Here is a 25,657-nt window from a genome sequence, read left to right as displayed (position 1 = left end):
CGGTAGGCAATCATCGAATTGATGGCGATCAACCTGCGGCGTCTGACGGCCGGCTATGTTAAAACGCTGTATCCGCTCAGCCTTGTCCTACAGGATTCAGTATGCCGTTCGCCAACAAACCGCTCAGCGGTGTGAAAGTCATTGAATTGGGTACGTTGATTGCCGGGCCGTTTGCCTCGCGCATTTGCGGCGAGTTCGGCGCCGAAGTGATCAAGATCGAATCGCAGGACGGCGGCGACCCACTGCGCAAGTGGCGCAAATTATATGAAGGCACCTCGTTGTGGTGGTTCGTTCAGGCGCGCAACAAAAAATCGCTGACACTGAACCTCAAACACCCCGAAGGCCTGGCAATCCTGAAAAAACTGCTTGGCGAAGCCGACATCCTGATCGAGAACTTTCGCCCCGGGGTGCTGGAGAAACTCGGGCTGAGCTGGGAAACCCTGCACGCGCTGAATCCGAAACTGGTAATGGTGCGCCTCTCGGGCTTCGGCCAGACCGGGCCGATGAAGGATCAACCAGGCTTCGGCGCGGTCGGCGAATCCATGGGCGGTTTGCGCTACATCACAGGTTTCGAAGACCGACCACCGGTGCGCACCGGGATTTCCATCGGTGACTCGATTGCGGCGCTGTGGGGCGTGATCGGTGCGCTGATGGCGCTGCGTCATCGCGAAGTCAATGGCGGGGTCGGCCAAGTCGTCGATGTGGCGCTGTACGAGGCGATTTTCGCCATGATGGAAAGCATGGTCCCGGAGTTCGACGTGTTCGGTTTCATCCGTGAGCGCACCGGCAATATCATGCCGGGCATCACGCCGTCATCGATCCACACCAGCGCCGATGGCAAGCATGTGCAGATCGGTGCCAATGGCGACGCGATCTTCAAGCGCTTCATGCTGATCATCGGCCGCGAGGATCTGGCCAATGACCCGACGCTGGCGAGCAACGACGGGCGTGATACCCGGCGTGACGAGTTGTATGGGGTGATCGACCGCTGGGTCAATTCGCTGCCGCTGCAAAGCGTGCTCGACCTGCTCAATCAGGCAGAGGTGCCGGCCAGCCGGATCTTCAGCGCCGAGGACATGTTCAGCGATCCGCAATACCTGGCGCGCGAGATGTTCCTGCAGGCCAAACTGCCGGACGGCAAGCCTTTCAAGATGCCGGGCATCGTGCCGAAACTCTCTGAGACACCGGGCAGTTCCGAATGGGTCGGGCCTCAGCTCGGTGAACACAATGCGCAGGTACTCCACGATCTTGGCTATGACGAACAGCAGATCGCCCGCTTGCGCGCAGACGGAGCCATTTAAGCTGAACCATCGGCAGACATCGAACGCCAACCGCGCCCACCACTGGTGGACGTGGCGGCTGTTCGGCCTGTTGTTTCTGCTGGCCCTCCCCGCCTGGGCCCAGGCCAAACCGACACTGATCTGGTTAATGCGCGATCTGCCGCCCCTGACCATCTTCGAAGGCCCGAAAAAGGGTCAGGGCGTGATCGATCAATTGCTGCCGATGCTGATCGCCGGCATGCCGCAATACGAACACACACTGATGCGGGTCAACCGCGCCCGCGGCATGCAGATGCTGCACGAGCCGTCTTTCACCTGTGATCCGTCGCTGATCTGGAGCAAGGAGCGTACCCAATGGATCGCTTTCTCCATTCCGGCATTTCGCGCCGTCAGCAATGGCCTGGTGGTCCGTCAGAAAGATCGGGAAGTGCTGGAACCTTATGTGGTCGACGGTGAAGTCGATCTGGCGGCGTTTTTGGCCAAAGCCGAACAAAAGGTCGGGGTCGTGGCCGAGCGCAGTTACGGTGAGTTTCTCGATGCTCTGTTGAAACAGGCACCCGACGGTGCGCTAACCCCCCATTACGGCAACGATGCACTCGGCAGCCTGCTATCGATGCAGCGCCTGGGCCGCCTTCAAGTGGTATTGGGTTATTGGCCGGAGATCCGCTACCAGGCCCATCAGGCGCAAATTGCCGAGGATGAACTGGTGTTCTATCCGATCCAGGGCACGGGCAAATACCTCTCGGGATATGTCGGCTGCTCCGATACGCCCCAGGGCCGGCAGGCCATCACCGAAATCAATCAACTGCTGCGCACACTGCCCCACGAGCACCTGAACGAGCTCTACGCCGACTGGCTGGACCCGGGCATGCGCAGCGATTATCTCGAACAGGCGCGTATGTTTTTCGAGCAACAGACAGCGCAGTAAAAACCTGCGGGCAAAAAGAAACCCCGAGAAGTGGGGAGACGACTCGGGGTTAAACGTGGTCTACATAAAGACCCGTAGCAGCAAGCGACAAGCACCGGAGCACAATGCTTGATCCTGCTGTTATGGGGTCTGACTGACGGGGATGCAGGAAGGTTCCCACAAAAAATATTTCATCTTTACAGGGCCGCGCGCTTATCCAGCGCTGCATTGCGCAAGGCCGCGATGACACAGGGTTCCAGTCGCCCTTCGGCGATCAGGACGTCGCGATGCAAACCGTCGACCACATCTGTCAGCAGGCGTTTGTCGGTCAACTGTGCCTGATTGAATTCGCGCTCCACCACGAGGGCGCCGTTGCTGTTCCTCAAGGTCACCAGGCATTCGCCGTGGGCACCACGAGGGGTCAACGTCACCTGATACGGGCTCAGAGCCTCACCGAGCAATAGACTGATACTTTCCATCTCGATCTCCACTCAATAGTCCGAAAACATTGTGCCTGGGGCGTGTTCACAATAAATGACCACCGGCCCGAGAAGAAAGTTCTGAATACCGGGCTCCTCCCTGAGCGTTTACCGGTCTTTCAGAGCATGCACGCTGAAGATGACAGAAAAATATCGGCGCTGTTCAGGCGCTGACCGGCGCACGTGTGGCAGCCAGATAGGCGTCCAGCTGGCCTCTCATCAGGACCGCCGAGACCGGCGTATGCAGGCGCCCCAGCAGCATGGGCTCGCGTGCCTGCAACAGGCGTTCGAGATCGGCGAGCAGACCCGCCGCCACCGGTCCCAATAGAATCAACCCACGTGCCTCACGTTGTGCCGACAGATGATGGATCAGTGCCATGCCGTCGCCGCCCTTGAGCTGCGGATCGCAGATCGCAATATCCACGGTGCCGCGATGGCCAAGGGAAACCAACGCTGAAGACAGCGTCGGCGCGGTCAGCACGTCGTAGATGCCGATGGCGTTGAGCATCTGATGCAATGCCATCAGCTGGAACGGATTGGGTTCAAGAATCAGGACTTTTAGCGAGCGCATCGGCGACCTCGGAAACAGCAGTGGCGGACTCTTGCCGCAGGGTCCGTTCACTCTAGGGGAGCCGTCCTCGGCATCCCATCGGAAAAGGCGCCGCGTCCTATAGGACATTTCCCATCTTCAGTGCGGACATCGGCAACCGCATTCCGTACGGCGCTGGCTGATGTCGGTCCAGCCACCGAGCAGGCCACGCAATTGGCCGTCGGCGCAGTAAAACGGCACGGTCCATTGATAAATCGCCTTGGGACCACTCTTGAACGCCAATTGGCGTTTGCTGAAACGGGCCTTGCGCGTGTGCATCTGCACCATGAATTCGTCGTGCAGCATCCGGGCAGTGGCGTCGGGCAGCGCATCGACTTCGAACAGCATTCGGCCCTGCACTTGCTCGAGCCGGATTGAAAGCGCCTCCTCATAGCTACGATTGCACATCACCAGCCGGCCTTGCAGGTCGCGAACGAAGACCGGATCGGGCATCGCATCGATCAACGCATGCTGAAAGGCCAATTGGTCACCCAGGTGTTTTTCCGCTTCGCAGCGTTGCCGGATGACCGCCGCCAGCCGCCGATTCCACACCAATGACAGCAGCCCGAAGCCCCCTAACCCACCCATGCCCCAGCAGCACCAGTCGACAATCTCGTCCCACAGCGTAAGCGGCGCCGGCGGCGATACACCGCCCAGCCACTTCACCCGGATGGCGCGCAACTCTGTGGCGGGAAAGGCGCCCAACGCCTTGTTGAGGATACTCTCCAGTTCGGGCAAGCCCTTGCGGATGGCCAGGTGATCGGCCTCCCAGCGCCCGTCCACCAACCCGCCGACCTTGAGCAGCCCGGAAGGGTACAACTGCGCACCGATTTCATTTTCGATGGTGGCGTAGGCCTCACCGCTTTCGACCAGCGCCCGCGCTTCGGCATACGTCTTGACCGAAAGAATCTCGATTGACGGATATTGGCGCCGCACAGCCTCCTCCAGCGCATGCCTGGCGGGCAATACCAGCACCCGCTTCACCAGTTGTTCGAGCGACTGGATGGCCGGTTCGTCCTTGCGACCGACGAACACCCAGCCTGCACCGCCAAAGGCGTGACTGAAGTCGAGGAAGGTTTTGCGCTCATCGTTCATGGCCAGGGTGGTACTCAGATCCGCCACCCCGGTTTGCAGGCGCTCCAGCATCTGATCAGTGGAAAACGATTCCTCGTGCACAAACTGCAAACCGGTCATGGCACTGATGCGCTTGAGCACATCGATGTTCAAGCCAGCCCAGTGCCCGTGTTCGTCCTGAAACAGGTACAAGGGGTACTGCACCGAAGCGACCGTCACGCGGGGGTTGTCACGTATCCAGCGCCGCTCCCGATCGTCCAGCTCAATCTGCTCGATCTTCTGTGCCTGCACCTGTTCGTGCAGCACCATTTGCGCCGCCATCCCGCCGCGGACGAATCCACTCAGGCACAACAACAGTAGCCAACCCAGGGCCGGTTTTATTGCGCGTTCATACAGCATTGCCACTTCCTTCGTGATCGACTCACCCGTCCTTCATGGGCGAAAACCCGAGCAGTGTGGCAGCAGAAACAAAAAAGCCCGTCAGGAGACGGGCTTCAAAATGTGACAGCTTTTTCGGCTTACAACGGCTTGCCGCGGTTGCCATGCTGGCTGACAAAGGCCTGTACGGCTTTCAGCTCATTTGGCAGAACGGTGCAGCGCTCGTTTCGCTCAAACAAATCAGAAAGATGTGCAGGCAGTTCGAGAGCTTTTCCTACACCGGCTTTCTCCACTGCATCCGGGAATTTCACCGGATGCGCCGTGCCCAGGATCACCATCGGGATGTCCAGGCTGCGACGGCATTCGCGAGCAGCGCGCACACCGATGGCGGTGTGCGGGTCGAGCACTTCGCCGCACTGCTCGTAGACTTCGGCAATGGTTTCGCAGGTTTGCGCGTCGTCGACGGCCAGCGAGTCGAACAGTTTGCGTGCTTCGGTCCAGCGCTCTTGCTCGACACTGAAACCACCGCCCTGCTTGAACGAGTCCATCAGCCCGGCAATCGCCGCACCGTTGCGACCGTGCAGGTCGAACAGCAGGCGTTCGAAGTTCGACGAGACCATGATGTCCATCGACGGCGACAGCGTGGCGTGCAGGGTTTCCTTGACGTACTGGTTGCCGCTCATGAAGCGGTGCAGGATGTCGTTGCGGTTGGTGGCGACGATCAACTGGTTGATCGGCAGGCCCATGTTGCGCGCCAGGTAACCGGCGAAGATGTCGCCGAAGTTGCCGGTTGGCACCGAGAACGATACCGAACGCGCCGGCCCACCCAACTGCAGGGCTGCGTGGAAGTAGTAGACGATCTGGGCCATGATCCGCGCCCAGTTGATCGAGTTCACCGCCACCAGACGCGTGCCCTTGAGGAAGCTCTGATCAGCGAAGCTTGCCTTGACCATTTCCTGGCAGTCATCGAAGTTACCTTCGATGGCGATGTTGTGGATGTTCTCACCGAAAATCGTGGTCATTTGGCGACGCTGCACCTCGGACACACGGTTGTGCGGGTGCAGGATGAAGATGTCGACGTTTTCGCAGTGCTTGCAGCCTTCGATGGCAGCCGAACCGGTGTCACCGGAGGTGGCACCGACGATGACCACGCGCTCGCCGCGCTTTTCCAGCACGTAATCGAGCAGACGACCGAGCAGTTGCAGCGCGAAGTCCTTGAACGCCAGGGTCGGGCCGTGGAACAGCTCCATGACCCATTCGTTGCCGTTGAGCTGACGCAACGGGGCAACGGCGCTGTGCGAGAACACACCGTAGGTTTCTTCGAGGATCTTTTTGAAATCGGCGTCAGGAATGCTGCCGGTGACAAACGGGCGCATGACGCGGAAAGCCAGCTCGTGATACGGCAGGCCGGCCCAGGAAGCGATTTCTTCCTGGGTGAAACGTGGCAGGTTTTCCGGGACGTACAGACCGCCGTCGGTCGCAAGACCAGCCAGCAGGACGTCTTCGAAATTCAGGGCCGGTGCCTGGCCGCGGGTACTGATATAACGCATGTTTTCAAACCTTCGGTTTGAGCTGCGAGCTTCAAGCTTCAAGCTGCAAGCTGAGTGTCACTGGCCTCTAGCTTGCCGCTTGCCGCTCGTAGCTTGCCGCTGCTTAGTTAAGGTGTTCGACGCGGATCCGCACAACCGGACCGTTGACGCCGGCCAACGCTTCCAGGGCGGCAATCGCATCGTTCATGTGCTGTTCCAGCACGCGATGGGTCAGCAGGATCATCGGCACCAGACCGTCGTGCTCTTCGACTTCCTTCTGCATGATCGACTCGATGTTGATGCCGCGCTCCGAGAGGATGCTCGCCACCTGAGCCAGTACGCCAGGATGGTCCTTGGCCTGAATGCGCAGGTAGTAGGCGCTTTCGCAGGCTTCGATCGGCAGGATCGGATGCGCCGACAGCGAGTCTGGCTGGAAGGCCAGGTGCGGCACGCGGTTTTCCGGATCGGACGTCATCGCGCGAACCACGTCCACCAGGTCGGCGATCACCGACGAAGCGGTCGGCTCCATGCCGGCGCCGGCGCCGTAGAACAGGGTCGAACCGGCAGCGTCACCGTTGACCATCACGGCGTTCATCACGCCGTTGACGTTGGCGATCAGACGATCAGCCGGGATCAGCGTCGGGTGTACGCGCAGCTCGATACCGGCAGCGGTGCTGCGAGCCACACCAAGATGCTTGATGCGATAGCCCAGCGCTTCGGCGTAGTTCACGTCAGCGGTGGTCAGCTTGGTGATGCCTTCGGTGTAAGCCTTGTCGAATTGCAGCGGAATGCCGAACGCGATCGAAGCCAGGATCGTCAGCTTGTGCGCCGCGTCGATGCCTTCGACGTCGAAGGTCGGATCGGCTTCGGCGTAGCCCAGCGCTTGCGCTTCAGCCAGCACGTCTTCGAAGGTACGACCCTTCTCGCGCATTTCGGTGAGGATGAAGTTACCCGTGCCGTTGATGATCCCGGCGACCCAGTTGATGCGGTTGGCGGACAGGCCTTCACGGATCGCCTTGATCACCGGGATGCCACCGGCCACAGCCGCTTCGAATGCCACGATCACGCCTTTCTCGCGTGCCTTGGCGAAAATCTCATTACCGTGAACGGCAATCAGTGCCTTGTTCGCGGTGACCACATGCTTGCCATTCTCGATGGCCTTGAGTACCAGCTCTCGGGCAACGGTGTAGCCGCCCATCAGCTCTATGACGATGTCGATCTCAGGGTTCGTGGCCACTTCGAAGACATCGTTGGTAATCGCAATACCGGTCGTCTGGAACTGAGGCTTTGGCGTGCGCATGGCAATTTGTGCCACTTCGATCCCACGCCCGGCACGACGAGCAATTTCCTCGGCGTTGCGCTGAAGTACGTTGAAGGTACCGCCACCGACGGTCCCTAACCCACAGATGCCTACTTTGACCGGATTCACTGTGAACTCCCCATGAAACGGCCGACGCAAGGTCGGCCGGAAAACAACCGCGTGCTCGCGGCTCTCTATTAATGGCCCGGCGGAGTTACCGTCGGACCATGATCGTCAAGGCTGACCGTGACGATGCGAATTACTTGGCGCCCAGCGCCAGTTTGGCGACTTGTGGCGCCGGCTGGTAGCCCGGAATGACTTGTCCGTCGGCCAAAACGATGGCCGGTGTGCCATTCACGCCGATCGACTGACCAAGGGCGAACTGCTTGGAAACCGGATTCGCGCACTTGGCGGCCTTGATTTCCTTGCCATCGACCATCTTGTCCATGGCGGCTTTCTTGTCGGTCGAGCACCACACGGCTTGCAGTTGCTCGTCTCCCGGCGAGCCCAGGCCCTGGCGCGGGAACGCAACATAACGTACTTCGATGCCGCGCTTGTTCAGCTCAGGCACTTCGGCGTGCAGCTTGTGGCAGTACGGGCAGGTGGTGTCGGTGAACACGGTGATGTGCGATTTGGTCTCGCCCACGGCCGGGTACACCACGGTTTCGGCCACCGGAATGGCGTTGATCAGTTTGGAAATGCCCAGGCGTTCGGTCTTCTCGGTCAGGTTGACCGGTTTACCGTCCTTGAGCTGGAACAGGTAGCCCTGAACGATGTACTGGCCGTCGGCGCTGGCGTACAGCACGCGGCTGCCCTTGAGCTTGACTTCATACATGCCCGGCAACGGGCTGGCGCTGATGCTTTCTACCGGAACCTCGAGTTCGAGTTTTTCCAGGCTTTGACGAATGGCTTTGTCGGCCGCGTCATCGGCGACGGCAAAGGTGCTGACCAACGCAATGGCTGCGGCGGCGAAAATCTGGGTCAGACGCATGAGAACTCCTGAAGGCGGACAAATGAAACGGTCAGAACGCCCGTGCCGGAACACCGGGTCATAACCGTCCATCGTGCAAACCGGCAAAGCCTAACACATAAGGCCCGCAGGGCCGAATGCGCCTGTCGCCAGAGATCGTGGGCGATACAACCCCTGTGGGAACGGGCTTGCTCGCGGAGGCGTCCTGGCAGGCAACAAATGCTTCGCCTGTGAGGGCCTCTTCGCGAGCAAGCCCGCTCCCACAGGTTTTTCATCAGCCTCTGGGGTGGTGTCTGGCGTGCAGCTCTTGCAGGCGGGCGCGGGCGACGTGGGTGTAGATCTGCGTGGTCGAGAGGTCACTGTGCCCCAGCAGCATTTGCACCACGCGCAGGTCGGCGCCATGGTTGAGCAGGTGCGTGGCAAACGCATGGCGCAGGGTGTGCGGCGACAGCGACTTGCCGATCCCGGCCACCTTGGCCTGATGCTTGATGCGGTGCCAGAAGGTCTGGCGGGTCATCTGTTCGCCGCGCTGACTGGGAAACAGCACATCGCTCGGACGCCCACCGAGCAGCTCGCTGCGGCCATCGCGCATGTAGCGCTCGACCCAGACAATCGCTTCCTCGCCCATCGGCACCAGCCGCTCCTTGCTGCCCTTGCCCATCACCCGCAGCACGCCCTGACGCAGGTTGACCTGCTCCAGAGTCAAGCTCACCAGTTCGGTCACCCGCAGGCCACAGGCGTACAAAACTTCAAGCATGGCGCGATCGCGCTGGCCGATGGCTTCGCTCAGGTCCGGCGCCTTGAGCAGCGCCTCGACGTCGGCCTCCGAAAGAGACTTGGGCAGCGGCCGCCCCAGTTGCGGCATATCGACGCGCAACGTCGGGTCGACGCTGATCATTTTTTCCCGCAGCAGATAACGATAGAAGCCACGCACACCGGAGAGAAATCGGGCGGTGGAACGTGGCTTGTAGTTCTGCTCCAGGCGCCAGGCCAGATGATCGAGGATCAACTCGCGACCGGCATTGATCAGCTCCAGGTTGTTTTCCTGCAGCCAGCCGTTGAACAGCGCCAGGTCGCTGCGGTAGGCACCGCGGGTGTTGTCGGACAGGCCTTTTTCCAGCCACAGGGCGTCGAGGAATTGATCAATCAGCGGATGGTCGATGGCAGGCATGGGCGCTCAAGACACGCAGCTTCAGGGACTGCGCGCAAATGTAGAGTGAACTGTAGGAATGGACGCTAGTCTTTCATAGCCCGCAATTTCAAGGAACAGGGAGCATCAATGAACGAGCAGCAAATTCTATTGGCATTTGGCGGGATTGGCGTCGCTGCGCTGGGTTGCCAATGGCTGGCGTGGCGTTTGAAGCTGCCGGCGATTCTTTTTCTGCTGCTGACCGGGATTCTCGCCGGCCCGGTGCTGGGCTGGCTCGATCCGCAGGAAATGTTCGGCCCGCTGCTGATGCCGTTGGTGTCGCTGGCGGTGGCGTTGATTCTGTTCGAGGGCAGCCTGACCCTGCATCTGTCTGAATGGAAGGAGATTGGTAGCGTCGTCCATCGCCTGGTGACCCTCGGTGCGATTTCGACCTGGGTTGTCATCGCGGTGGCGACTCACTTTCTACTGGGTTTCGACTGGATGCTGGCCATTCTTTTCGGCAGCCTGACGCTGGTGACCGGCCCGACAGTGATCGTGCCAATGCTGCGCGTGGTGCGGCCAAAAGCTTCGATCGCTAACATTTTGCGCTGGGAGGGCATCGTCATTGACCCGATCGGCGCTCTGCTCGCCGTTGTGGTTTACAGCTTCATTATCGCCAGCGCCGAAGGCCATGGACTCAAGCAGAGTCTGTTTACGTTCGGCGGTGTGATTCTGTGCGGCGCGCTGTTCGGCATTGTCGGTGGCTGGCTGCTCGGCACGGTGATACGTCGACAATGGCTGCCGGAATACCTGCACAACCTCGCCTCGCTGGCAGCGGTGCTGGGGATTTTCATTGCTGCCAACGAGGTGATGCACGAGTCCGGCCTGCTGGCGGTGACGCTGATGGGCATGTGGCTGGCCAACATGAAGGGCGTGGATGTGCGGCACATTCTGCACTTCAAGGAAAACCTCAGCGTGCTGCTGATTTCCGGGCTGTTCATTCTGCTGGCGGCGCGTCTGGACTTGCACGCCCTGATCGGGCTGGGGCCGCTGGTACTGATTCTGTTGCTGGTCATTCAATTGATCGCGCGACCGCTGAATGTGCTGCTCAGCACCGCCGGCTCCAGCCTCAGTTGGCGTGAGCGTGCTTTGCTGTGCTGGATCGCGCCACGCGGAATCGTGGCGGCGGCGGTGTCGGCGATTTTCGCGATTCGCCTGCATGAGGCCGGGCATGAAGGCGCCCTGCTGCTGGTACCGCTGACGTTTGCGGTGATCATCGGCACCGTGGTTCTGCAGAGCGCCACGGCACGACCACTGGCACGGCTGCTGAAGGTTGCCGAGCCGGCGCCAAGCGGTTTCCTGATCGTCGGCGCGAACGCTCCGGCGCGAGCGCTGGGCAAGTCACTGCAGCAACTGGGCAGCCGGGTGCTGCTGACCGATTCGAGCTGGGAAAATATTCGAGCGGCGCGCATGGAAGGCTTGCCGACGTATTTTGGCAACCCGGCCTCGCAACATGCCGATGCGCATCTGGATCTGGTCGGGCTGGGGCATTTGCTGGCGCTGTCGCCGTCGGGCGAACTCAATACCTTGGCGGCCATGCGCTTTCGTCATGACTTCGGCCATCAACGCTTGTTTGGCCTGGCCAGCGGCCATGAAAGCCGACGCAGTGACAAGCACCGCGCCAGCCTTGAGCATCGCGGCAATCAGTTGGGCAGCGAAGCATTTACCTACGCGAAGCTGGCGAGCCAGATGGGCCAGGGTGCCGAGTTGTACAGCACAACACTGACCGACGGCTTCGGCTGGGATGACTACCGTGCGCTGCATGGCAATCGCGCGACGTTACTGTTCATGCGTGATGACAGTGGCTGGGTGCATGTGGTGACGCCGGAGACTGCTTTGAAACCTGGGCCGGGGTGGACGTTGCTGGCGTTGATTCAGCCTGAGAGCAGCGGCGCCTGAGCTGACGCTTTCGCGAGCAAGCCCACTCCCACAGGTTCTTTTTTGTGATCGACATGAACCCTGTGGGAGCGAGCCTGCTCGCGAAGGCCGCGGCTCGGTTTTGGATCAGGCCGCAAAACCCGGCAACACCGGCACCGGCCGCTTGTCATCATCAATCGCCACAAAACTGAACTGCCCATGGATCGCCTTCTCGCGCCCATCGCAGCTCATGCTTTCGACAAACACTTCCACCTCGACCTTGAGGCTGGTATTGCCGACCTTGATCACCCGCCCTACCAGCTCGACGATGGAGCCGGCCGGGATCGCGTGATTGAAGTCGATGCGGTCGGTGGACACCGTCACCAGCGGCAAGCGGCAGAAGCGGGTGGCGGTAATGAACGACACTTCGTCCATCCACGCCAGCGCGGTGCCGCCGAACAGGGTGTTGTGGTGGTTGGTGGTCGGCGGAAAGACCGCTTTGGTCACGCGGGTCACCGAGAGTTCGGTGCGGCGTTCGATTTCCTGGTCACGGATAGACATGTGAGCTGACTCGTAAAAAGTAGACTGCACATCGAAAACAAGATCAAAAGATCACAGCCTTCGGCAGCTCCTACAGGGTGGGGGCAGTTTATTGCGGGCAACAAAAAAGCAGCCCGTAGGCTGCTTTTTTCTGCATCGGAAGCTGGACTTAAGCCAGTTTTTCCTTGATGCGAGCTGCTTTACCCGACAGGTCGCGCAGGTAGTACAGCTTGGCTTTACGTACGTCACCGCGACGTTTAACAGCCATGCTGTCGATCTGCGGGGAGTAGGTCTGGAAAGTACGTTCTACGCCAACACCGTTGGAGATTTTACGAACGGTGAACGCACTGTTCACGCCGCGGTTACGCTTGGCGATTACAACGCCTTCGAACGCTTGCAGACGGGAACGATCGCCTTCCTTCACTTTCACCTGAACGACAATGGTGTCGCCCGGGGCAAAGGTAGGGATTTCTTTGGTCATCTGCTCTGCTTCGAGTGCAAGGATGATTTTGTTGGTCATGCTGTGCTCCTAAGGTAAATCAACTGATTTACCATCGATACGTTGTTAACTATCGTCCCGCTCGCGGATGTATTCCTCGAGCAGCTTCTTCTCTTCTCCAGAAAGCGAGCGGCTTTCCAGAAGATCGGCGCGTCGTTCATAGGTCCTGATAAGGGACTGCTGTAAACGCCATCGCCGGATATGCGCGTGGTTGCCACTCAGCAACACGTCGGGTACACGCTGATCCGCATACACCTCAGGTCGGGTGTAATGCGGGCAATCCAGCAGACCATCCGTAAAGGAATCTTCCTCGGCGGAGTCCGCATGCCCTAAAGCTCCAGGCAGCAGTCGTGTAACCGCATCGATCATGACCATGGCCGGCAGCTCGCCGCCAGACAGTACATAGTCACCAATCGACCACTCTTCATCGACATGAGCCTCAATAAAACGCTCGTCAATGCCTTCATAGCGGCCGGCAATCAGGATCAATGCATCCGATTGTGCCAACTCGCGTACCGCCGACTGAGTCAGTTGACGGCCTTGGGGGGACAGGTAAATCACCTTCGCCGCCTCCCCGGCTGCTGCCTTGGCCTGAACCAGAGCATCTTCCAGGGGCTTGATCTTCATCACCATGCCCGGACCACCGCCAAACGGGCGATCGTCCACAGTGTGATGCCGATCCGTCGTGTAATCCCGCGGGTTCCAACAGGTCAGCTGTAATAGCCCCTGTTTGACCGCTCGACTGGTAATACCGTATTCACTGATGGCCGAGAACATCTCGGGGAACAACGTTATGACGTCTACGCGCAGGCTGGCCATTGCTTAGAAGTCCGCGTCCCATTCCACCCGCATCACGCCTGCATCCAGGTCGATTGCCAGCACGCATTGCTCTGTGTAGGGCAACAACCGCTCGCGATCATCCAGGCTGCCCACGCAGGGCTTGACCACCAATACATCGTTCGCGCCGGTCTCCAACAGGTGATCAACCTTGCCGAACAATTGCTCGTCCTGGTTGATGACGCTCAGACCCTGCAACTGGTACCAGTAGTACTCGTCGCCTGTCAGGTTGGGCAAAAGGCTTCGCGAGATGCAAATCTCATAACCGCTCAGAAGACGGGCTTCATCGCGATCGTCGAGGCCTTTGAGCTTGGCAACCAGATCCTTTTGAGTGGATCGGCCGCTGACCAGCTCGACCTGTTTCACCACGCCTTCGCGCCGAAGCGTCCAGTTGCGGTAGTCCAACAGGTTTTCAATCGGATCGGTAAAGGAAAAGACCTTCACCTCGCCGCGAACGCCGTGAACCGAAAAAATCTTGCCGACAACGATCAGGTCATCAGCTTTTTCTGGCGTCGCGCTCATACTGCTCAGGCTGCAGCCTTGGCAGATTCCTTCAGCAACTGAGCAACACGCTCAGAAGGCTGTGCACCAACGCTCAGCCAGTAGGCTACGCGCTCTTGGTTCACGGACAGACGGATTTCCTGACCACGGGCAACAGGGTTGAAGAAACCAACCTGTTCTTTGTGGGAGCCGTCACGCGGGTTACGCGAGTCGGTTACGGTCAGGTGGTAAAACGGGCGCTTTTTGGAGCCGCCAAGGGCAAGACGGATTGTTAGCATGTGAACATCGTTCCTGTAGTCGGTGCTGCAAATCTAAATGCACAGCGGGCATGGGTGCCCGAAAGGCCGCATATTCTAAGGAATATCCGGACTTTTGCAAATGACTTTTTCCGGCGCCTATGGCATGCCGTGCGGATTTGCATATAGAGCCGTCGATGAAAACGGCCAGTCAGCTCCCGCCGAGTGCGGGTTTGCTGTTGATCCCGCGTCCTTGCGGGGTCTGCGCCGGTGCGACGACCGGCGCAAATTCTTTACATCTTGGGCATGCCGCCGCCGGGCAACATACCGCCCATGCCGCGCATCATTTTCGCCATACCGCCCTTGGCGGAGAATTTCTTCATCATCTTCTGCATTTGCTTGTGTTGCTTGATCAAGCGGCCGATGTCCTGCACTTGGGTGCCGGAACCCATGGCGATCCGGCGCTTGCGCGAACCGCTGATCAGCTCAGGGTCGCGACGCTCGGCCGGGGTCATGGAGTTGATGATGGCTTCCATCTGTTTGAACTGCTTCTCTGCAGCGTTCTGGGCGTTGCCCATTTGCGACAGGTTGACGCCGCCGATGCTCGGCAGTTTGTCCATGAGGCCGCCAAGGCCGCCCATGTTCTTCATTTGTTGCAGTTGATCGCGGAAGTCTTCGAGGTCGAAGCCCTTGCCCTTCTTCAGCTTCTTGGCCAGTTTGTCGGCCTTGTCCTTGTCGAGGGTCGCTTCGGCCTGTTCGATCAGGCTGAGCACGTCGCCCATGCCGAGGATTCGCGAAGCGATACGCTCAGGATGGAACGGATCGAGCGCTTCGCTCTTCTCGCCCATACCGATGAACTTGATCGGCTTGCCGGTGATTGCACGTACCGACAACGCGGCACCGCCACGGGCGTCGCCGTCGACCTTGGTCAGGATCACACCGGTCAGTGGCAGCGCATCGCCAAAGGCCTTGGCCGTGTTGGCGGCGTCCTGACCGGTCATGGCATCGACCACGAACAGGGTTTCAACAGGATTGATCGCGGCATGCAGCGCCTTGATCTCACCCATCATTTCTTCGTCGATGTGCAGACGACCGGCGGTATCGACGATGACCACGTCGATGAATTTCAGCCTGGCTTCTTTAATAGCTGCGGTGGCGATGTCGACCGGCTTCTGGCTCAGGTCGGACGGGAAGAACGTCACGCCGATGTCGTTGGCCAGGGTTTCCAGCTGTTTAATAGCCGCAGGACGGTAAACGTCCGCCGACACAACCATGACCGACTTCTTCTTGCGCTCTTTAAGGAAGCGCGCCAGCTTGCCGGCAGTGGTGGTTTTACCGGCACCCTGCAGACCGGCCATCAGAATGACTGCCGGCGGCACAGCGCTCAGGTTCAAATCTTCGTTGGCCGCGCCCATCAGGCTTTCGAGTTCGGCCTGGACGATCTTCACGAACGCCTGGCCCGGCGTCAGGCTGCGCGACACCTCGGTGCCGACAGCGCGCTCCTTGACCGAATTGACGAAGTCCTTGACCACCGGCAGGGCGACGTCAGCTTCGAGCAACGCCATGCGCACTTCGCGCAGGGTGTCTTTGATATTGTCTTCAGTCAGCTTCGCCTTGCCGGTGACATGGCGCAGCGTCTGCGAGAGACGGTCGGTTAAGTTTTCAAACATTGCGCGATCCTTTCAGGCCCTGTGTAGACCGGGATAATGGCGGCCCAGACCGGAATCAACTTGTGCTCGGCGAGCCTGCGGCGTGGGCAGGTCGCGGATTATAGCGAAGACTGCGTCGGGCGGACACCTCGCACTTTCGTGGTATGACGGTTCTATGCCAAACTCAGCGCCTTTCGGGCTTGCCTAACAGGATTTATGCTCCCCTTGTCACCCAGTTTGCTGACCACTCTCGCCGCCGCGCTTCTTTATGCCGCTGCGACCCTTTATCAGGGCACCCGCCTGGCCTCCGGCGCCAAGGCGAACAAGCGCCTGCTGGTTACGCTCGGCATTCTTGCCGTGCTGGCCCACAGCGCCAGCCTGCTCACCCACCTGCTGACGCCGATCGGCCTGGGCCTGGACTTCTTCAGCGCCGCCAGCCTGATTGCCGCCGCCGTCATCGCCTTGACGTTGCTGGCCTGCTCACGGATCCCGGTGGAAAACCTGCTGGTGCTGCTGTTCCCACTGGGTGCGGCCACGGTGCTGCTGGCGCAGTTCGCGCCCGCCGGCACGGTGCAGATCATCGACGAAGAGCCGGGCATCCTCGCCCATATCCTGCTGTCGATCCTGGCCTACGGCATGTTCACCATCGCGGTGTTCCAGGCCTTGCTGTTGCTGGTGCAGGATCACCAGCTCAAGCACAAGCACCCGTCAGGCCTGATCAAGAACTTCCCGCCGCTGCAAACCATGGAAAGCCTGCTTTTCGGTTTCCTCTGGGCCGGCTGGACGCTGCTGTCGCTGTCGCTGATCTCCGGCTGGCTGTTCGTCGAAAACCTGTTCGCCCAGCATCTGGTGCACAAGACCCTGCTGGCATGCCTGGCCTGGGTCGTGTTCAGCGTGCTGTTGTGGGGCCGTAATCGCCTCGGCTGGCGTGGTCACAAAGCGATTCGCTGGACCCTCGCCGGTTTCTGCCTGCTGATGTTGGCGTATTTCGGCAGCAAACTGGTTCGTGAATACATCCTGCACATCTGACGGGCGGCATAAATGGACGGTTTGCCCATAGGGCCGATGCTCGCGGTTTTTGTCCTGCTGATTTTATGGTCAGGACTGTTTACCGCCGTCGAAATCGCGCAGCAGCACCTGCTCGCGCAACGCGCCGCCTCGCGCGCCAGCGATAAACCGCTGGCGAAGCTGAGCTTCCCGCTCGACAGCCTGATTCTGTGCAACACCCTGTGCCGCGCCCTCGCGGTAGTCATCGCCACGCTACTGGCGATCTTCCTTTGCGAAGAGAACGGCCCTTGGGCTGCCTGCCTCGGCGCCGCAGCCGTGTTGCTGGTGTTTGCCGATTACTTTCCGCGCACCGTGGCCCAGCGCTATCCGGACGCCGTGCTTTCGTTCGGCAATACCTTGCTGGCCATACCGCTGAAAATCCTTTACCCGCTGGCGTGGCTGCTGAGCAGCATCAGCGGTCTGCTGATGCGCCCCTTCGCCCGCAAGGCCCAAGTGGTGCAGCAGAGCGAAGACGAAGAGCCTGCCGACCGCCACGACGATCCGGAACACCCGTCCCGCGCGCACCCGGTTTCCGGGATCCACGCGCTGGACAACATCACGGTCAATGACATTCTGGTGCCGCGCAGCGATGTCGACGGCATCAACCTCGACGACTCGATCGAAGAGATCATCGAACAACTGCGCCACAACAAGCGCACGCGCCTGCCGGTGTTCCACAGTGATATCAATCAGGTCGAAGCGGTGCTCAACACTCGGCAAATCCGCCACCTGCTCAACGACGGCAACCTGACCCGCGAGGCGCTGCTGACCGCCAGCTACGAGCCGTACTTCGTGCCGGAAAGCACGCCACTGCAACTGCAACTGCTCAATTTCCACAAACAGCAGCGTCGTCTGGGCATGGTGGTGGACGAGTACGGCGAGGTGCTGGGCATCGTTACTCTGGAAGACATTCTCGAAGAAATCGTCGGCGAATTCGAAAGCGAGCACAGCCTCGACAACCCGCACATCCATCCACAGGCCGACGGGCGCATGGTGATCGACGGCACTGCGTCGATCCGCGAACTGAACAAATGCCTGGGTTGGCATTTGCCCAGCGACGGCCCGAAAACCCTCAACGGCCTGGTGACCGAAGCGCTGGAGAGCATTCCGGAAAGCGCGGTGTGCCTGAAGATCGGGCGCTACCGACTGGAGATTCTCGAAACCGAGGAGAACCGGGTGAGCAAGGTGTTGATCTGGCATACGAGCCTGGTGCCTGCCAAGGTTTAAACCTTTGTCGCGAGGGCGCGCAGCGACCGCAAAATCGCGGCAGCACGTCAAAAGAGGGACGGCTGCGCAACCCAGCAGGAGCAACCTCTCTCGCCACAGATTCATTCGCCTTCAAATTGCGCTGGCTGTTTTATCCCTCTTGTTCAATCGTTAGCCCGCTTCCTATAATCCAAACGCTTACCCAAGCGCCGCCGAGCCCTGTGCTTACCCTGCACTCCTGCGACTTCGGCTATATCCGCATCACCCCGACGACTGTTCCTACTCGAAACAGCGACGCGTCTCATCCCACATCCCTGGGTGCTCGACCATAATAATTCGCTCCAACGGAGCCATAACTGTCAGGGATCACCGCATGACGACCAGTACCGCTTGCAGCGCTATCGCACCCGCCCAGCCAACCAACTCCGCCACCCGCGTGGCGACGGCAAGTTTCATCGGCACCGCCATCGAGTTCTACGACTTCTACGTCTATGCCACCGCCGCCGCGCTGGTGATCGGGCCGGTGTTCTTTCCGCAGACCTCTGGCACCGCGCAGATGCTCTCGGCGTTTCTCACCTTCGGCATCGCCTTCCTCGCACGCCCGCTGGGCTCGGCATTGTTCGGCCACTTCGGCGACCGCATCGGGCGCAAATCGACGCTGGTCGCCTCGCTGTTGCTGATGGGGGTCTGCACCACGCTGATTGGCGTGCTGCCGGGTTACGCCAGCATCGGCGCCTGGGCGCCAATTCTGCTGTGCGTGCTGCGCTTCGGTCAGGGTTTGGGACTCGGCGGCGAATGGGGCGGTGCAGCGCTGCTGGCCACGGAAAACGCACCCAAGGGTAAGCGAGCGTGGTTCGGCATGTTTCCGCAACTTGGCCCGTCGATCGGTTTTCTCGCGGCCAACGGCCTGTTCCTGACCCTGGCCATGACCCTCAACGACGAACAGTTCCGCAGTTGGGGCTGGCGGATTCCGTTCCTGCTCAGTGCGGTATTGGTGATGGTTGGCCTGTACGTGCGCCTCAAGCTCCACGAAACCCCAGTCTTCGCCAACGCCATTGCCCGTCAGGAGCGGGTGAAAGTACCGCTGGTCGAATTGTTCAGCCAATACTGGGTGCCAACCTTGCTCGGCGCGGCGGCGATGGTGGTGTGCTATGCGCTGTTTTACATCTCGACAGTGTTTTCCCTGAGCTACGGCGTGTCCACTCTCGGCTACAGCCGTGAGACGTTCCTTGGCTTGCTGTGTTTTGCCGTGCTGTTCATGGCTGCAGCGACACCGTTGTCCGCCTGGGCCAGTGACCGTTACGGGCGTAAACCGGTGCTGATCATCGGTGGCGTGCTGGCGATTCTGTCCGGATTCCTGATGGAGCCATTACTGACGCAGGGTTCGACCTGGGGTGTGGCGCTGTTCCTGTGCATCGAGCTGTTCTTGATGGGCGTGACATTTGCGCCAATGGGCGCGCTGCTGCCAGAACTGTTTCCGACACACGTGCGCTATACCGGTGCGTCGGCCGCCTACAACCTGGGCGGCATTGTCGGCGCCTCGGCAGCACCGTTCTTTGCGCAGAAGCTGGTGGCGATGGGCGGGCTGAGTTATGTCGGCGGGTATGTTTCGGGGGCTGCAGTGCTGAGTTTGATTGCGGTGTTGTGCCTGAAGGAAACGCGCAATAACGATCTGAATCAGATTGCCTGACGGAAGATCAAAAGCTTCGCGAGCAAGCCCGCTCCCACATTGGATCTGTGGCGTACACAAAACCTGTTGTGGGAGCGGGCTTGCTCGCGAATGTCGTGCCTCGGTTTACAGCTCGACGACGACAGCCTGGGCAGCCCGGGTCGCCTTGGCACGCGCAGCCTCGATCGACTCATCCCGCGCCAACGCCACGCCCATCCGGCGCTGACCATTCACTTGCGGCTTGCCAAACAGACGCAGCGCGGTATCCGGCTCGCTCAGCGCAGCGCCGAGGTTGGCAAAGGCTGTCTGGGTCGACTGCCCTTCCACCAGAATCACTGCCGAGGCCGACGGGCCGAACTGACGGATCAGCGGCACCGGCAGGCCGAGAATGGCGCGGGCGTGCAGCGCGAACTGCGACAGGTCCTGAGAAATCAGGGTCACCAGACCGGTGTCGTGCGGGCGTGGCGAGACTTCACTGAACCACACCTGATCACCCTTGATGAACAACTCGACACCGAACAGACCACGACCACCCAGCGCCTCGGTCACGGCTTTGGCCACGCGCTCGGATTCAGCCAGAGCAATCGGACTCATGGCCTGTGGCTGCCAGGATTCCTGATAGTCGCCCTTCTCCTGACGGTGACCGACCGGTGCGCAGAACGTGGTGCCACCAATGTGGCGCACGGTCAGAAGGGTGATTTCGTAGTCGAAATCGATGAAACCTTCGATGATCACCCGGCCTTTGCCGGCGCGGCCACCTTCTTGCGCGTAATCCCAGGCTTTCTGCACGTCATCGGCGCTTCGCAGCAGGCTCTGACCCTTGCCCGACGAGCTCATCACTGGCTTGACCACACACGGGAAGCCCAGGTCCTGAACAGCTTTGCTGTAGTCCTCGAAGGTGTCGGCAAAGTGGTACGGCGAAGTAGGCAGGTCCAGCTCTTCAGCCGCCAGACGACGGATGCCTTCGCGGTTCATGGTCAGTTGCGCAGCGCGTGCGGTCGGGATCACGGTGAAGCCTTCGGCTTCCAGCTCGACCAGCGTGGCGGTGGCGATGGCTTCGATTTCCGGCACGATGAAGTGTGGCTTCTCGGCTTCGATGACCGCACGCAGCGCGGTGCCGTCGAGCATGTTGATCACGTGGCTGCGATGGGCAACCTGCATGGCCGGCGCGTTGGCGTAACGGTCGACGGCAATCACTTCAACGCCCAGGCGTTGCAGCTCGATCACCACTTCCTTGCCCAACTCACCACAGCCACACAGCAATACGCGGGTCGCGGTTGGCGACAATGGAGTTCCGATACGGGTCATCTCAGGTCCTCAAAGAAGCGGATCATCGAGGAAAGCAGCGTCAGACGCGCTTTCCATGGGGAGAAAGCGCGGCATTTTACATGAACCCGAGGGTTTGGCTTCAGCTGGCGACAGCCTGTTTGCGCTCGCGCCAGGCCATGATCAGCCAAACGGCGGTGACACCGGCGAACTTCGAGGCCAGTGCGGTGATGATCACCGGTGGCGTCATCAGGTCGATCATGCCGAAGAAGATGAAGGTATCGAGGGGAATGCTCAGCGCCGAGCTGATCCACAAGCGATCACGCAACGGCCGTTTGGTGATGCTGAAGACAAGCCAATCGATGATCTCGGAGACAGCGAACGCCGTGGCGCTGGCCAAGGCGATGGACGGATCGGACGTGACGTACGACAACACCAGCGCCGCCAGCATCGCCACAATCGCACCATGACCGAAGCGGGTTTGCACCATGTCGCGCAGCACGAACACCAGCCCGCCCCATGCGGACCAGATGATGTCCAGGTGCGGCGCGGTGGAGAATGCGAAGTTGATCAGCACGACGCTGCTGATGTAGGCGATGAGGAAAATCATGGAAGCGACCTGTCGGATTGGCGCACAGGTTACTTCAGGCTGGGAGTTGGGCCAATAAGAAGTCGCGACTGTGCCGGCCTCTTCGCGAGCAGGCTCGCTCCCACACTGGATCTTCAGTGAATCCGAATGGCAGGGCTGGCATAGATCAAATGTGGGAGCACGACGCTACTGATGTAGGCGATGGAAAGTCATGGAGGGCGACCTGTCAATTTGCCGCACAGAATTCTTCAGGGATTGTTTTTGACCAATATGAAGTCGCGACTGTGCCGGCCTCTTCGCGAGCAGGCTCGCTCCCACACTGGATCTTCAGTGAATCCAATGGCAGGGCTGGCACAGATCAAATATGGGAGCGGGCTTGCTCGCGAAGGCGGCCTCTCAGGCGCCTGATTTCCCGGGAATCATCCACACCAACCCACTCGCCTTCGCCCGCTCATGACACAACCCCAGCACCACCCGGCGCTCGTCATTGGTCATCCGGCCCCAGCGCGTGATCTCCTCGACCGTGCGTTGGCAACCTGTGCAAATATCGTCCTCGTCCAGTGCGCAGATATTCACACACGGCGAGGCGACCGGTCTCTCCGGCGTGTTCATTCTTCCTGCTCTACCAAATCACGCGCGTAACGCTGCGAGTTATGCACATAGTGCGCGGCGCTGGCCTCAAGCATCTTCTTCTGCGGCTCGGTCAGCTCGCGCACGACCTTGCCCGGCGAGCCCATCACCAGCGAGCCATCAGGGATTTCCTTGCCTTCGCCGATCAGCGAATTGGCGCCGATGATGCAGTTCTTGCCGATCTTTGCACCGTTGAGAATCACCGCGTTGATGCCGATCAGGCTGTAATCGCCGACGGTGCAGCCATGCAGCATGGCGTTATGACCGATGGTCACACCGGTGCCGATGGTCAGCGGGTAGCCCATGTCGGTGTGCATCACCGTGCCGTCCTGGACGTTGCTGTTCTTGCCGATCAGTATCAGTTCGTTATCACCGCGCAGCACGGCGTTGAACCAGACGTTGGCACCCTCTTCCAGTCTGACCTTGCCCACCAGCACGGCATTGGGCGCGACCCAGCTCTGTGGGTGGGTGTCGACGCGGGCGTCGCCCAGGCGGTATTTCATCTTGTTTTCCTCAGGGCTCACAATGACGGGCCATTCGAGCGATGGCTTCAGGTATTGATATAGCTTTTGGGGGGATGGTGCAGGCTGATCTGTTCGTCATAGAGCAGATTGATCAACTCGACGATCATGATCGCCGTCAGCCCCCAGATCTTGAACTCACCGTAACGATAACTCGGCACGTACCAGCTGCGGCCCTGATAATCGATTCGATGCGTGTGTTCACGCGGGTCTTTGCGGAAGAATTCCAGCGGCACGTTGAAGACTGCAGAGATCTCGGCATCGTTGGCCTGGTACTCGACGAAGTCCGGGATCACCCCGACATAAGGCGTGACCTTGATGCCATGCAACGAAATCAGCGGACTGAGCGGGCCGATGACCTCGACCAGCCCCGGCGGCAGACCGATTTCCTCCTCGGCTTCGCGCAGGGCAGTGAAAATCAGGTCAGGGTCTTCCGGATCACGACGTCCGCCAGGAAAGGCCACCTCGCCGCCATGGGTCGAAAGGCCGCTGGCGCGCAGGGTCAGCACCAGCTCGGGCTCGTCACTGCGGGTGATCGGCACCAGAACAGCGGCCTCGGGGAAACGTTTATCGGTCTCCAGCGTGCGCGGTGTGTGGTTGCTTACCCTATGCAGTAGCTCGTCCAGCATGAGTGTTCTCGATCTGTGCCTTACCCTGCATCATGCACCAATCATTGCAGCCGCCCAAGCCCCTCGCCGGGCCATGTCGCGAAACGACAACTTGCCGACCGGCACCGCTGCACGCCAAGATAGGCGCAGCATTCAGGAACCCCAGCATGAAATTTTGCAGCCAGTGCGGCAACCCGGTGACCCAGCGCATTCCCGAAGGCGATTCGCGGCTGCGATTTGTCTGTGACAGCTGTCAGACCATTCACTATCAAAACCCCAATATCGTCGCCGGTTGCGTCGCGACCTGGGGCCGCCAGGTGCTGCTCTGCCGCCGCGCCATCGAGCCACGCCTGGGTTACTGGACGCTGCCCGCCGGTTTCATGGAAAACGGCGAGACCATCGAACAGGCCGCGATTCGCGAAACCGCCGAAGAAGCCTGCGCCCGGGTGCGCAACCTGAGCATCTATACGCTGATCGATGTGCCACACATCAGCCAGGTGCATGTGTTCTTTCGCGCAGAACTGGCCGACCTGGACTTTGCCGCCGGCCCCGAAAGCCTCGAAGTGCAACTATTCGACGAAGCCGACATTCCTTGGGACGAGCTGGCTTTCCGCACGGTGGGGCGTACCTTAGAATGCTTCTTCGCTGACCGTCGCGCCGAAACCTACCCGGTTCGCTCCGAATCGATACCGCCGCTGGCTCAGCCTGCCATCACCTGAAAGCTTCCATAAATAAAATATCTGCGTCACTCCCTGGGGAATCGTTTCAATGCGCTGGTTGCTTGCCCTGCTTTGCCTGTCGTTCGCCACGCTCTCACAAGCGTCCTTCGTGACCACCGTGACGCCCTCGAATACGCCGCTGATCGAAAAAATCCTGGTGCTCAAATCGGCGCATCAACTGCAACTGATCGCCGACGGCAAGCCGATCAAGACCTACCGTATTTCCTTGGGCAAGGGCGCGAAAAAGGGTCCAAAACTGATTGAAGGCGACAAACGCACCCCGGAAGGTTTTTATTGGATCGACTGGCGCAAGGTCAGTGAAAAATTCAACCTGGCGATGCACATTTCCTACCCGAACATCAGCGACTCGGCGCGCGCCCGGCGTGAAGGCGTCGAGCCTGGCGGGATGATCATGATCCACGGCACTCCGGATTCGGAGGAAACGCCTGAAGACCTGTTCCACACCCTGGACTGGACCGACGGCTGCATCGCCATGCGCAACATGGACATGCGCGAGGTCTGGGGCCTGGTGCCGGACGGCACGATGATCGAGATTCGCCCGTAACGACCCATCACTGGTCACCTGCAAAAAAATAAATCAAAAGATCGCAGCCTGCGACAGCACCTACAGGGGTGATACCACTCTGAACGGTAGGTGCTGCCGCAGGCTGCGATTTTTTGTATTTTACCGCCCACCACTAATACCACTTCAATACATCACACTCAGAACCCGCCATTTCATTGGGCTGCAGACCATTTCCATGCGTTGACATGGTATTCAAGTGGTATTAATTTCCGCCCCACAAGCGAGCCACAACAATCCTATACTCGCGCCGGAAATGACCTACATGAACGACCTCCAGGCCCTACGCCCAGATGACTCCCAGCCGACGCCGCTGTACCTGCAGCTGGCGCGCAATCTGGAATCGGCCATTCACGCCGGGCAGTGGAAGGCCGAGCAGGCGATGCCGTCCGAGCGCAACCTCAGCGAGTTACTGGGCATCTCCCGGGTCACTGCCCGCAAGGCGCTGGAGGTGCTGCTCGATCAAGGCCTGATCCGTCGCCTGCAAGGTTCCGGCACGTTCATCACGCCACGTCTGGAACAACCGTTGTCGCGCCTCTCAGGCTTCAGCGAAATGCTCCGCCTCAAGGGGTTTGTGCCCAGCTCGCAGTGGCTGGAGCGTGAAGTCACCCTGCCGACCCACGAAGAATTGATCCGCCTCAGCCTGTCGCCGAACGACAAGGTCGCGCGCATGAAACGCCTGCGCAAGGCCGACGACACCGTGATGGCCATCGAGATGAGCACCCTGCCCGCCGCGATCATGCCCAAGCCGCAACTGGTCGGCGACTCGCTCTATGAATACCTCGACGGCATCGGCAAACCGATCGTCCGCGCCCTGCAGCACATTCAGGCGATCAACGCCTCGGACGAGTTTGCCGCGCTGGTCGGCATCGCCCCCGGCACCGCCATGCTGCTGATGACCCGGGTCGGTTATCTGGAAGACAACACGCCGATCGAAGTCACCGACACCTATTGCCGCAACGACTACTACGACTTTGTTGCAGAGCTTCGCCGATAAAGAGCCGC

General features: G+C 60.0%; 27 protein-coding genes. 9 read left to right on the top strand and 18 right to left on the bottom strand.

The features are described 5' to 3' along the window. Positions 1 to 101 precede the first annotated feature (101 nt). A complete protein-coding gene (locus tag AC0J41_RS03480; protein WP_473014572.1) occupies positions 102 to 1,301 on the top strand; it encodes a CaiB/BaiF CoA transferase family protein in 1,200 nt (399 codons plus the stop codon). Next, a complete protein-coding gene (locus AC0J41_RS03475; RefSeq protein WP_473014571.1) occupies positions 1,255 to 2,208 on the top strand; it encodes a TIGR02285 family protein in 954 nt (317 codons plus the stop codon). Before AC0J41_RS03480 ends, AC0J41_RS03475 begins: the two co-directional genes overlap by 47 nt. 176 nt (positions 2,209 to 2,384) lie before the next feature. On the opposite strand, the gene AC0J41_RS03470 is transcribed toward AC0J41_RS03475, so the two are convergent. From AC0J41_RS03470 to xerD, 7 genes are all read right to left on the bottom strand, one after another. Beyond that, positions 2,385 to 2,666 carry a DUF3509 domain-containing protein gene (locus AC0J41_RS03470; protein WP_473014570.1) on the bottom strand — a complete coding sequence of 94 codons (282 nt, stop codon included), beginning with the start codon at positions 2,664 to 2,666 and terminating at the stop codon, positions 2,385 to 2,387. A 163-nt stretch (positions 2,667 to 2,829) separates the two neighbouring features. Beyond that, positions 2,830 to 3,237: a response regulator gene (locus tag AC0J41_RS03465; protein WP_025112196.1), complete on the bottom strand. Its 408-nt coding sequence runs from the start codon at positions 3,235 to 3,237 to the stop codon at positions 2,830 to 2,832. A 117-nt stretch (positions 3,238 to 3,354) separates the two neighbouring features. Beyond that, on the bottom strand, positions 3,355 to 4,728 hold the full coding sequence (locus tag AC0J41_RS03460) for a transporter substrate-binding domain-containing protein (protein ID WP_473014569.1): 1,374 nt from the start codon (positions 4,726 to 4,728) through the stop codon (positions 3,355 to 3,357). Positions 4,729 to 4,847: 119 nt separating this feature from the next. Beyond that, positions 4,848 to 6,257: a threonine synthase gene (gene thrC / locus AC0J41_RS03455; protein ID WP_473014568.1), complete on the bottom strand. Its 1,410-nt coding sequence runs from the start codon at positions 6,255 to 6,257 to the stop codon at positions 4,848 to 4,850. A 103-nt stretch (positions 6,258 to 6,360) separates the two neighbouring features. Next, complete coding sequence (locus AC0J41_RS03450; RefSeq protein WP_102357600.1) at positions 6,361 to 7,665, bottom strand: homoserine dehydrogenase; 1,305 nt, start codon at positions 7,663 to 7,665, stop codon at positions 6,361 to 6,363. A 130-nt stretch (positions 7,666 to 7,795) separates the two neighbouring features. Next, entirely contained in the window at positions 7,796 to 8,527 is a 732-nt protein-coding gene (gene dsbC / locus AC0J41_RS03445; RefSeq protein WP_007967782.1) for a bifunctional protein-disulfide isomerase/oxidoreductase DsbC, read from the bottom strand. A gap of 253 nt (positions 8,528 to 8,780) precedes the next feature. Continuing rightward, positions 8,781 to 9,677 carry a site-specific tyrosine recombinase XerD gene (gene xerD / locus AC0J41_RS03440; RefSeq protein WP_025112192.1) on the bottom strand — a complete coding sequence of 299 codons (897 nt, stop codon included), beginning with the start codon at positions 9,675 to 9,677 and terminating at the stop codon, positions 8,781 to 8,783. 108 nt (positions 9,678 to 9,785) lie between these two features. Here xerD and AC0J41_RS03435 point away from each other — a divergent pair, with 108 nt between their 5' ends. Beyond that, complete coding sequence (locus AC0J41_RS03435; protein ID WP_473014566.1) at positions 9,786 to 11,594, top strand: cation:proton antiporter; 1,809 nt, start codon at positions 9,786 to 9,788, stop codon at positions 11,592 to 11,594. A gap of 105 nt (positions 11,595 to 11,699) precedes the next feature. Here AC0J41_RS03435 and AC0J41_RS03430 read toward each other — a convergent pair whose 3' ends face one another. From AC0J41_RS03430 to ffh, 6 genes are all read right to left on the bottom strand, one after another. Beyond that, positions 11,700 to 12,113 (bottom strand): acyl-CoA thioesterase, encoded by a 414-nt coding sequence (locus tag AC0J41_RS03430; protein ID WP_025112190.1) that lies wholly within the window; start codon positions 12,111 to 12,113, stop codon positions 11,700 to 11,702. A gap of 148 nt (positions 12,114 to 12,261) precedes the next feature. After that, entirely contained in the window at positions 12,262 to 12,612 is a 351-nt protein-coding gene (rplS, locus tag AC0J41_RS03425; protein WP_003175895.1) for a 50S ribosomal protein L19, read from the bottom strand. Positions 12,613 to 12,657: 45 nt separating this feature from the next. Next, positions 12,658 to 13,410, bottom strand: coding sequence for a tRNA (guanosine(37)-N1)-methyltransferase TrmD (trmD, locus tag AC0J41_RS03420; RefSeq protein WP_025112189.1), 753 nt, complete (start codon positions 13,408 to 13,410; stop codon positions 12,658 to 12,660). Between the two features lie 3 nt (positions 13,411 to 13,413). Continuing rightward, the gene (gene rimM / locus AC0J41_RS03415) at positions 13,414 to 13,950 is read right to left on the bottom strand and encodes a ribosome maturation factor RimM (RefSeq protein ID WP_473014565.1); all 537 of its coding nucleotides are present in this window, start codon (positions 13,948 to 13,950) and stop codon (positions 13,414 to 13,416) included. A gap of 5 nt (positions 13,951 to 13,955) precedes the next feature. Further along, the gene (gene rpsP, locus AC0J41_RS03410; protein WP_003185073.1) at positions 13,956 to 14,207 is read right to left on the bottom strand and encodes a 30S ribosomal protein S16; all 252 of its coding nucleotides are present in this window, start codon (positions 14,205 to 14,207) and stop codon (positions 13,956 to 13,958) included. Between the two features lie 251 nt (positions 14,208 to 14,458). Then, on the bottom strand, positions 14,459 to 15,835 hold the full coding sequence (gene ffh, locus AC0J41_RS03405) for a signal recognition particle protein (protein ID WP_025112188.1): 1,377 nt from the start codon (positions 15,833 to 15,835) through the stop codon (positions 14,459 to 14,461). Between the two features lie 195 nt (positions 15,836 to 16,030). Between ffh and AC0J41_RS03400 the strand changes: the two genes are divergently transcribed. From AC0J41_RS03400 to AC0J41_RS03390, 3 genes are all read left to right on the top strand, one after another. Next, positions 16,031 to 16,843: a cytochrome C assembly family protein gene (locus AC0J41_RS03400; RefSeq protein WP_025112187.1), complete on the top strand. Its 813-nt coding sequence runs from the start codon at positions 16,031 to 16,033 to the stop codon at positions 16,841 to 16,843. Between the two features lie 12 nt (positions 16,844 to 16,855). Then, positions 16,856 to 18,088, top strand: coding sequence for an HlyC/CorC family transporter (locus AC0J41_RS03395; RefSeq protein WP_473014564.1), 1,233 nt, complete (start codon positions 16,856 to 16,858; stop codon positions 18,086 to 18,088). Positions 18,089 to 18,440: 352 nt separating this feature from the next. Next, positions 18,441 to 19,757 (top strand): MFS transporter, encoded by a 1,317-nt coding sequence (locus AC0J41_RS03390; protein WP_025112185.1) that lies wholly within the window; start codon positions 18,441 to 18,443, stop codon positions 19,755 to 19,757. Positions 19,758 to 19,862: 105 nt separating this feature from the next. Here AC0J41_RS03390 and purT read toward each other — a convergent pair whose 3' ends face one another. The 5 genes from purT to AC0J41_RS03365 form a co-directional block, all read right to left on the bottom strand. Then, a complete protein-coding gene (gene purT, locus AC0J41_RS03385) occupies positions 19,863 to 21,044 on the bottom strand; it encodes a formate-dependent phosphoribosylglycinamide formyltransferase (RefSeq protein WP_473014563.1) in 1,182 nt (393 codons plus the stop codon). A gap of 100 nt (positions 21,045 to 21,144) precedes the next feature. Then, a complete protein-coding gene (locus tag AC0J41_RS03380) occupies positions 21,145 to 21,612 on the bottom strand; it encodes a VUT family protein (RefSeq protein WP_025112183.1) in 468 nt (155 codons plus the stop codon). A gap of 375 nt (positions 21,613 to 21,987) precedes the next feature. Beyond that, a complete protein-coding gene (locus AC0J41_RS03375; RefSeq protein WP_123534348.1) occupies positions 21,988 to 22,203 on the bottom strand; it encodes a DUF1289 domain-containing protein in 216 nt (71 codons plus the stop codon). After that, complete coding sequence (locus tag AC0J41_RS03370; RefSeq protein WP_025112181.1) at positions 22,200 to 22,724, bottom strand: gamma carbonic anhydrase family protein; 525 nt, start codon at positions 22,722 to 22,724, stop codon at positions 22,200 to 22,202. Before AC0J41_RS03370 ends, AC0J41_RS03375 begins: the two co-directional genes overlap by 4 nt. Before the next feature lie 47 nt (positions 22,725 to 22,771). Next, a complete protein-coding gene (locus AC0J41_RS03365; RefSeq protein WP_473014562.1) occupies positions 22,772 to 23,371 on the bottom strand; it encodes a CoA pyrophosphatase in 600 nt (199 codons plus the stop codon). A gap of 146 nt (positions 23,372 to 23,517) precedes the next feature. Between AC0J41_RS03365 and AC0J41_RS03360 the strand changes: the two genes are divergently transcribed. The 3 genes from AC0J41_RS03360 (at position 23,518) to AC0J41_RS03350 (ending at position 25,649) form a co-directional block, all read left to right on the top strand. Next, a complete protein-coding gene (locus AC0J41_RS03360; RefSeq protein ID WP_025112180.1) occupies positions 23,518 to 24,069 on the top strand; it encodes an NUDIX hydrolase in 552 nt (183 codons plus the stop codon). A gap of 49 nt (positions 24,070 to 24,118) precedes the next feature. Next, positions 24,119 to 24,634, top strand: coding sequence for a L,D-transpeptidase family protein (locus AC0J41_RS03355; RefSeq protein WP_025112179.1), 516 nt, complete (start codon positions 24,119 to 24,121; stop codon positions 24,632 to 24,634). A 283-nt stretch (positions 24,635 to 24,917) separates the two neighbouring features. Then, positions 24,918 to 25,649 carry a GntR family transcriptional regulator gene (locus AC0J41_RS03350; protein WP_473014561.1) on the top strand — a complete coding sequence of 244 codons (732 nt, stop codon included), beginning with the start codon at positions 24,918 to 24,920 and terminating at the stop codon, positions 25,647 to 25,649. Positions 25,650 to 25,657: the final 8 nt, after the last annotated feature.

It is taken from the genome of Pseudomonas sp. Arb-4-2C (genome assembly GCF_055755015.1).
The sequence above is the reverse complement of the archived record's forward strand: the minus strand, read 5'-3'. Positions and strand labels throughout refer to the sequence as shown.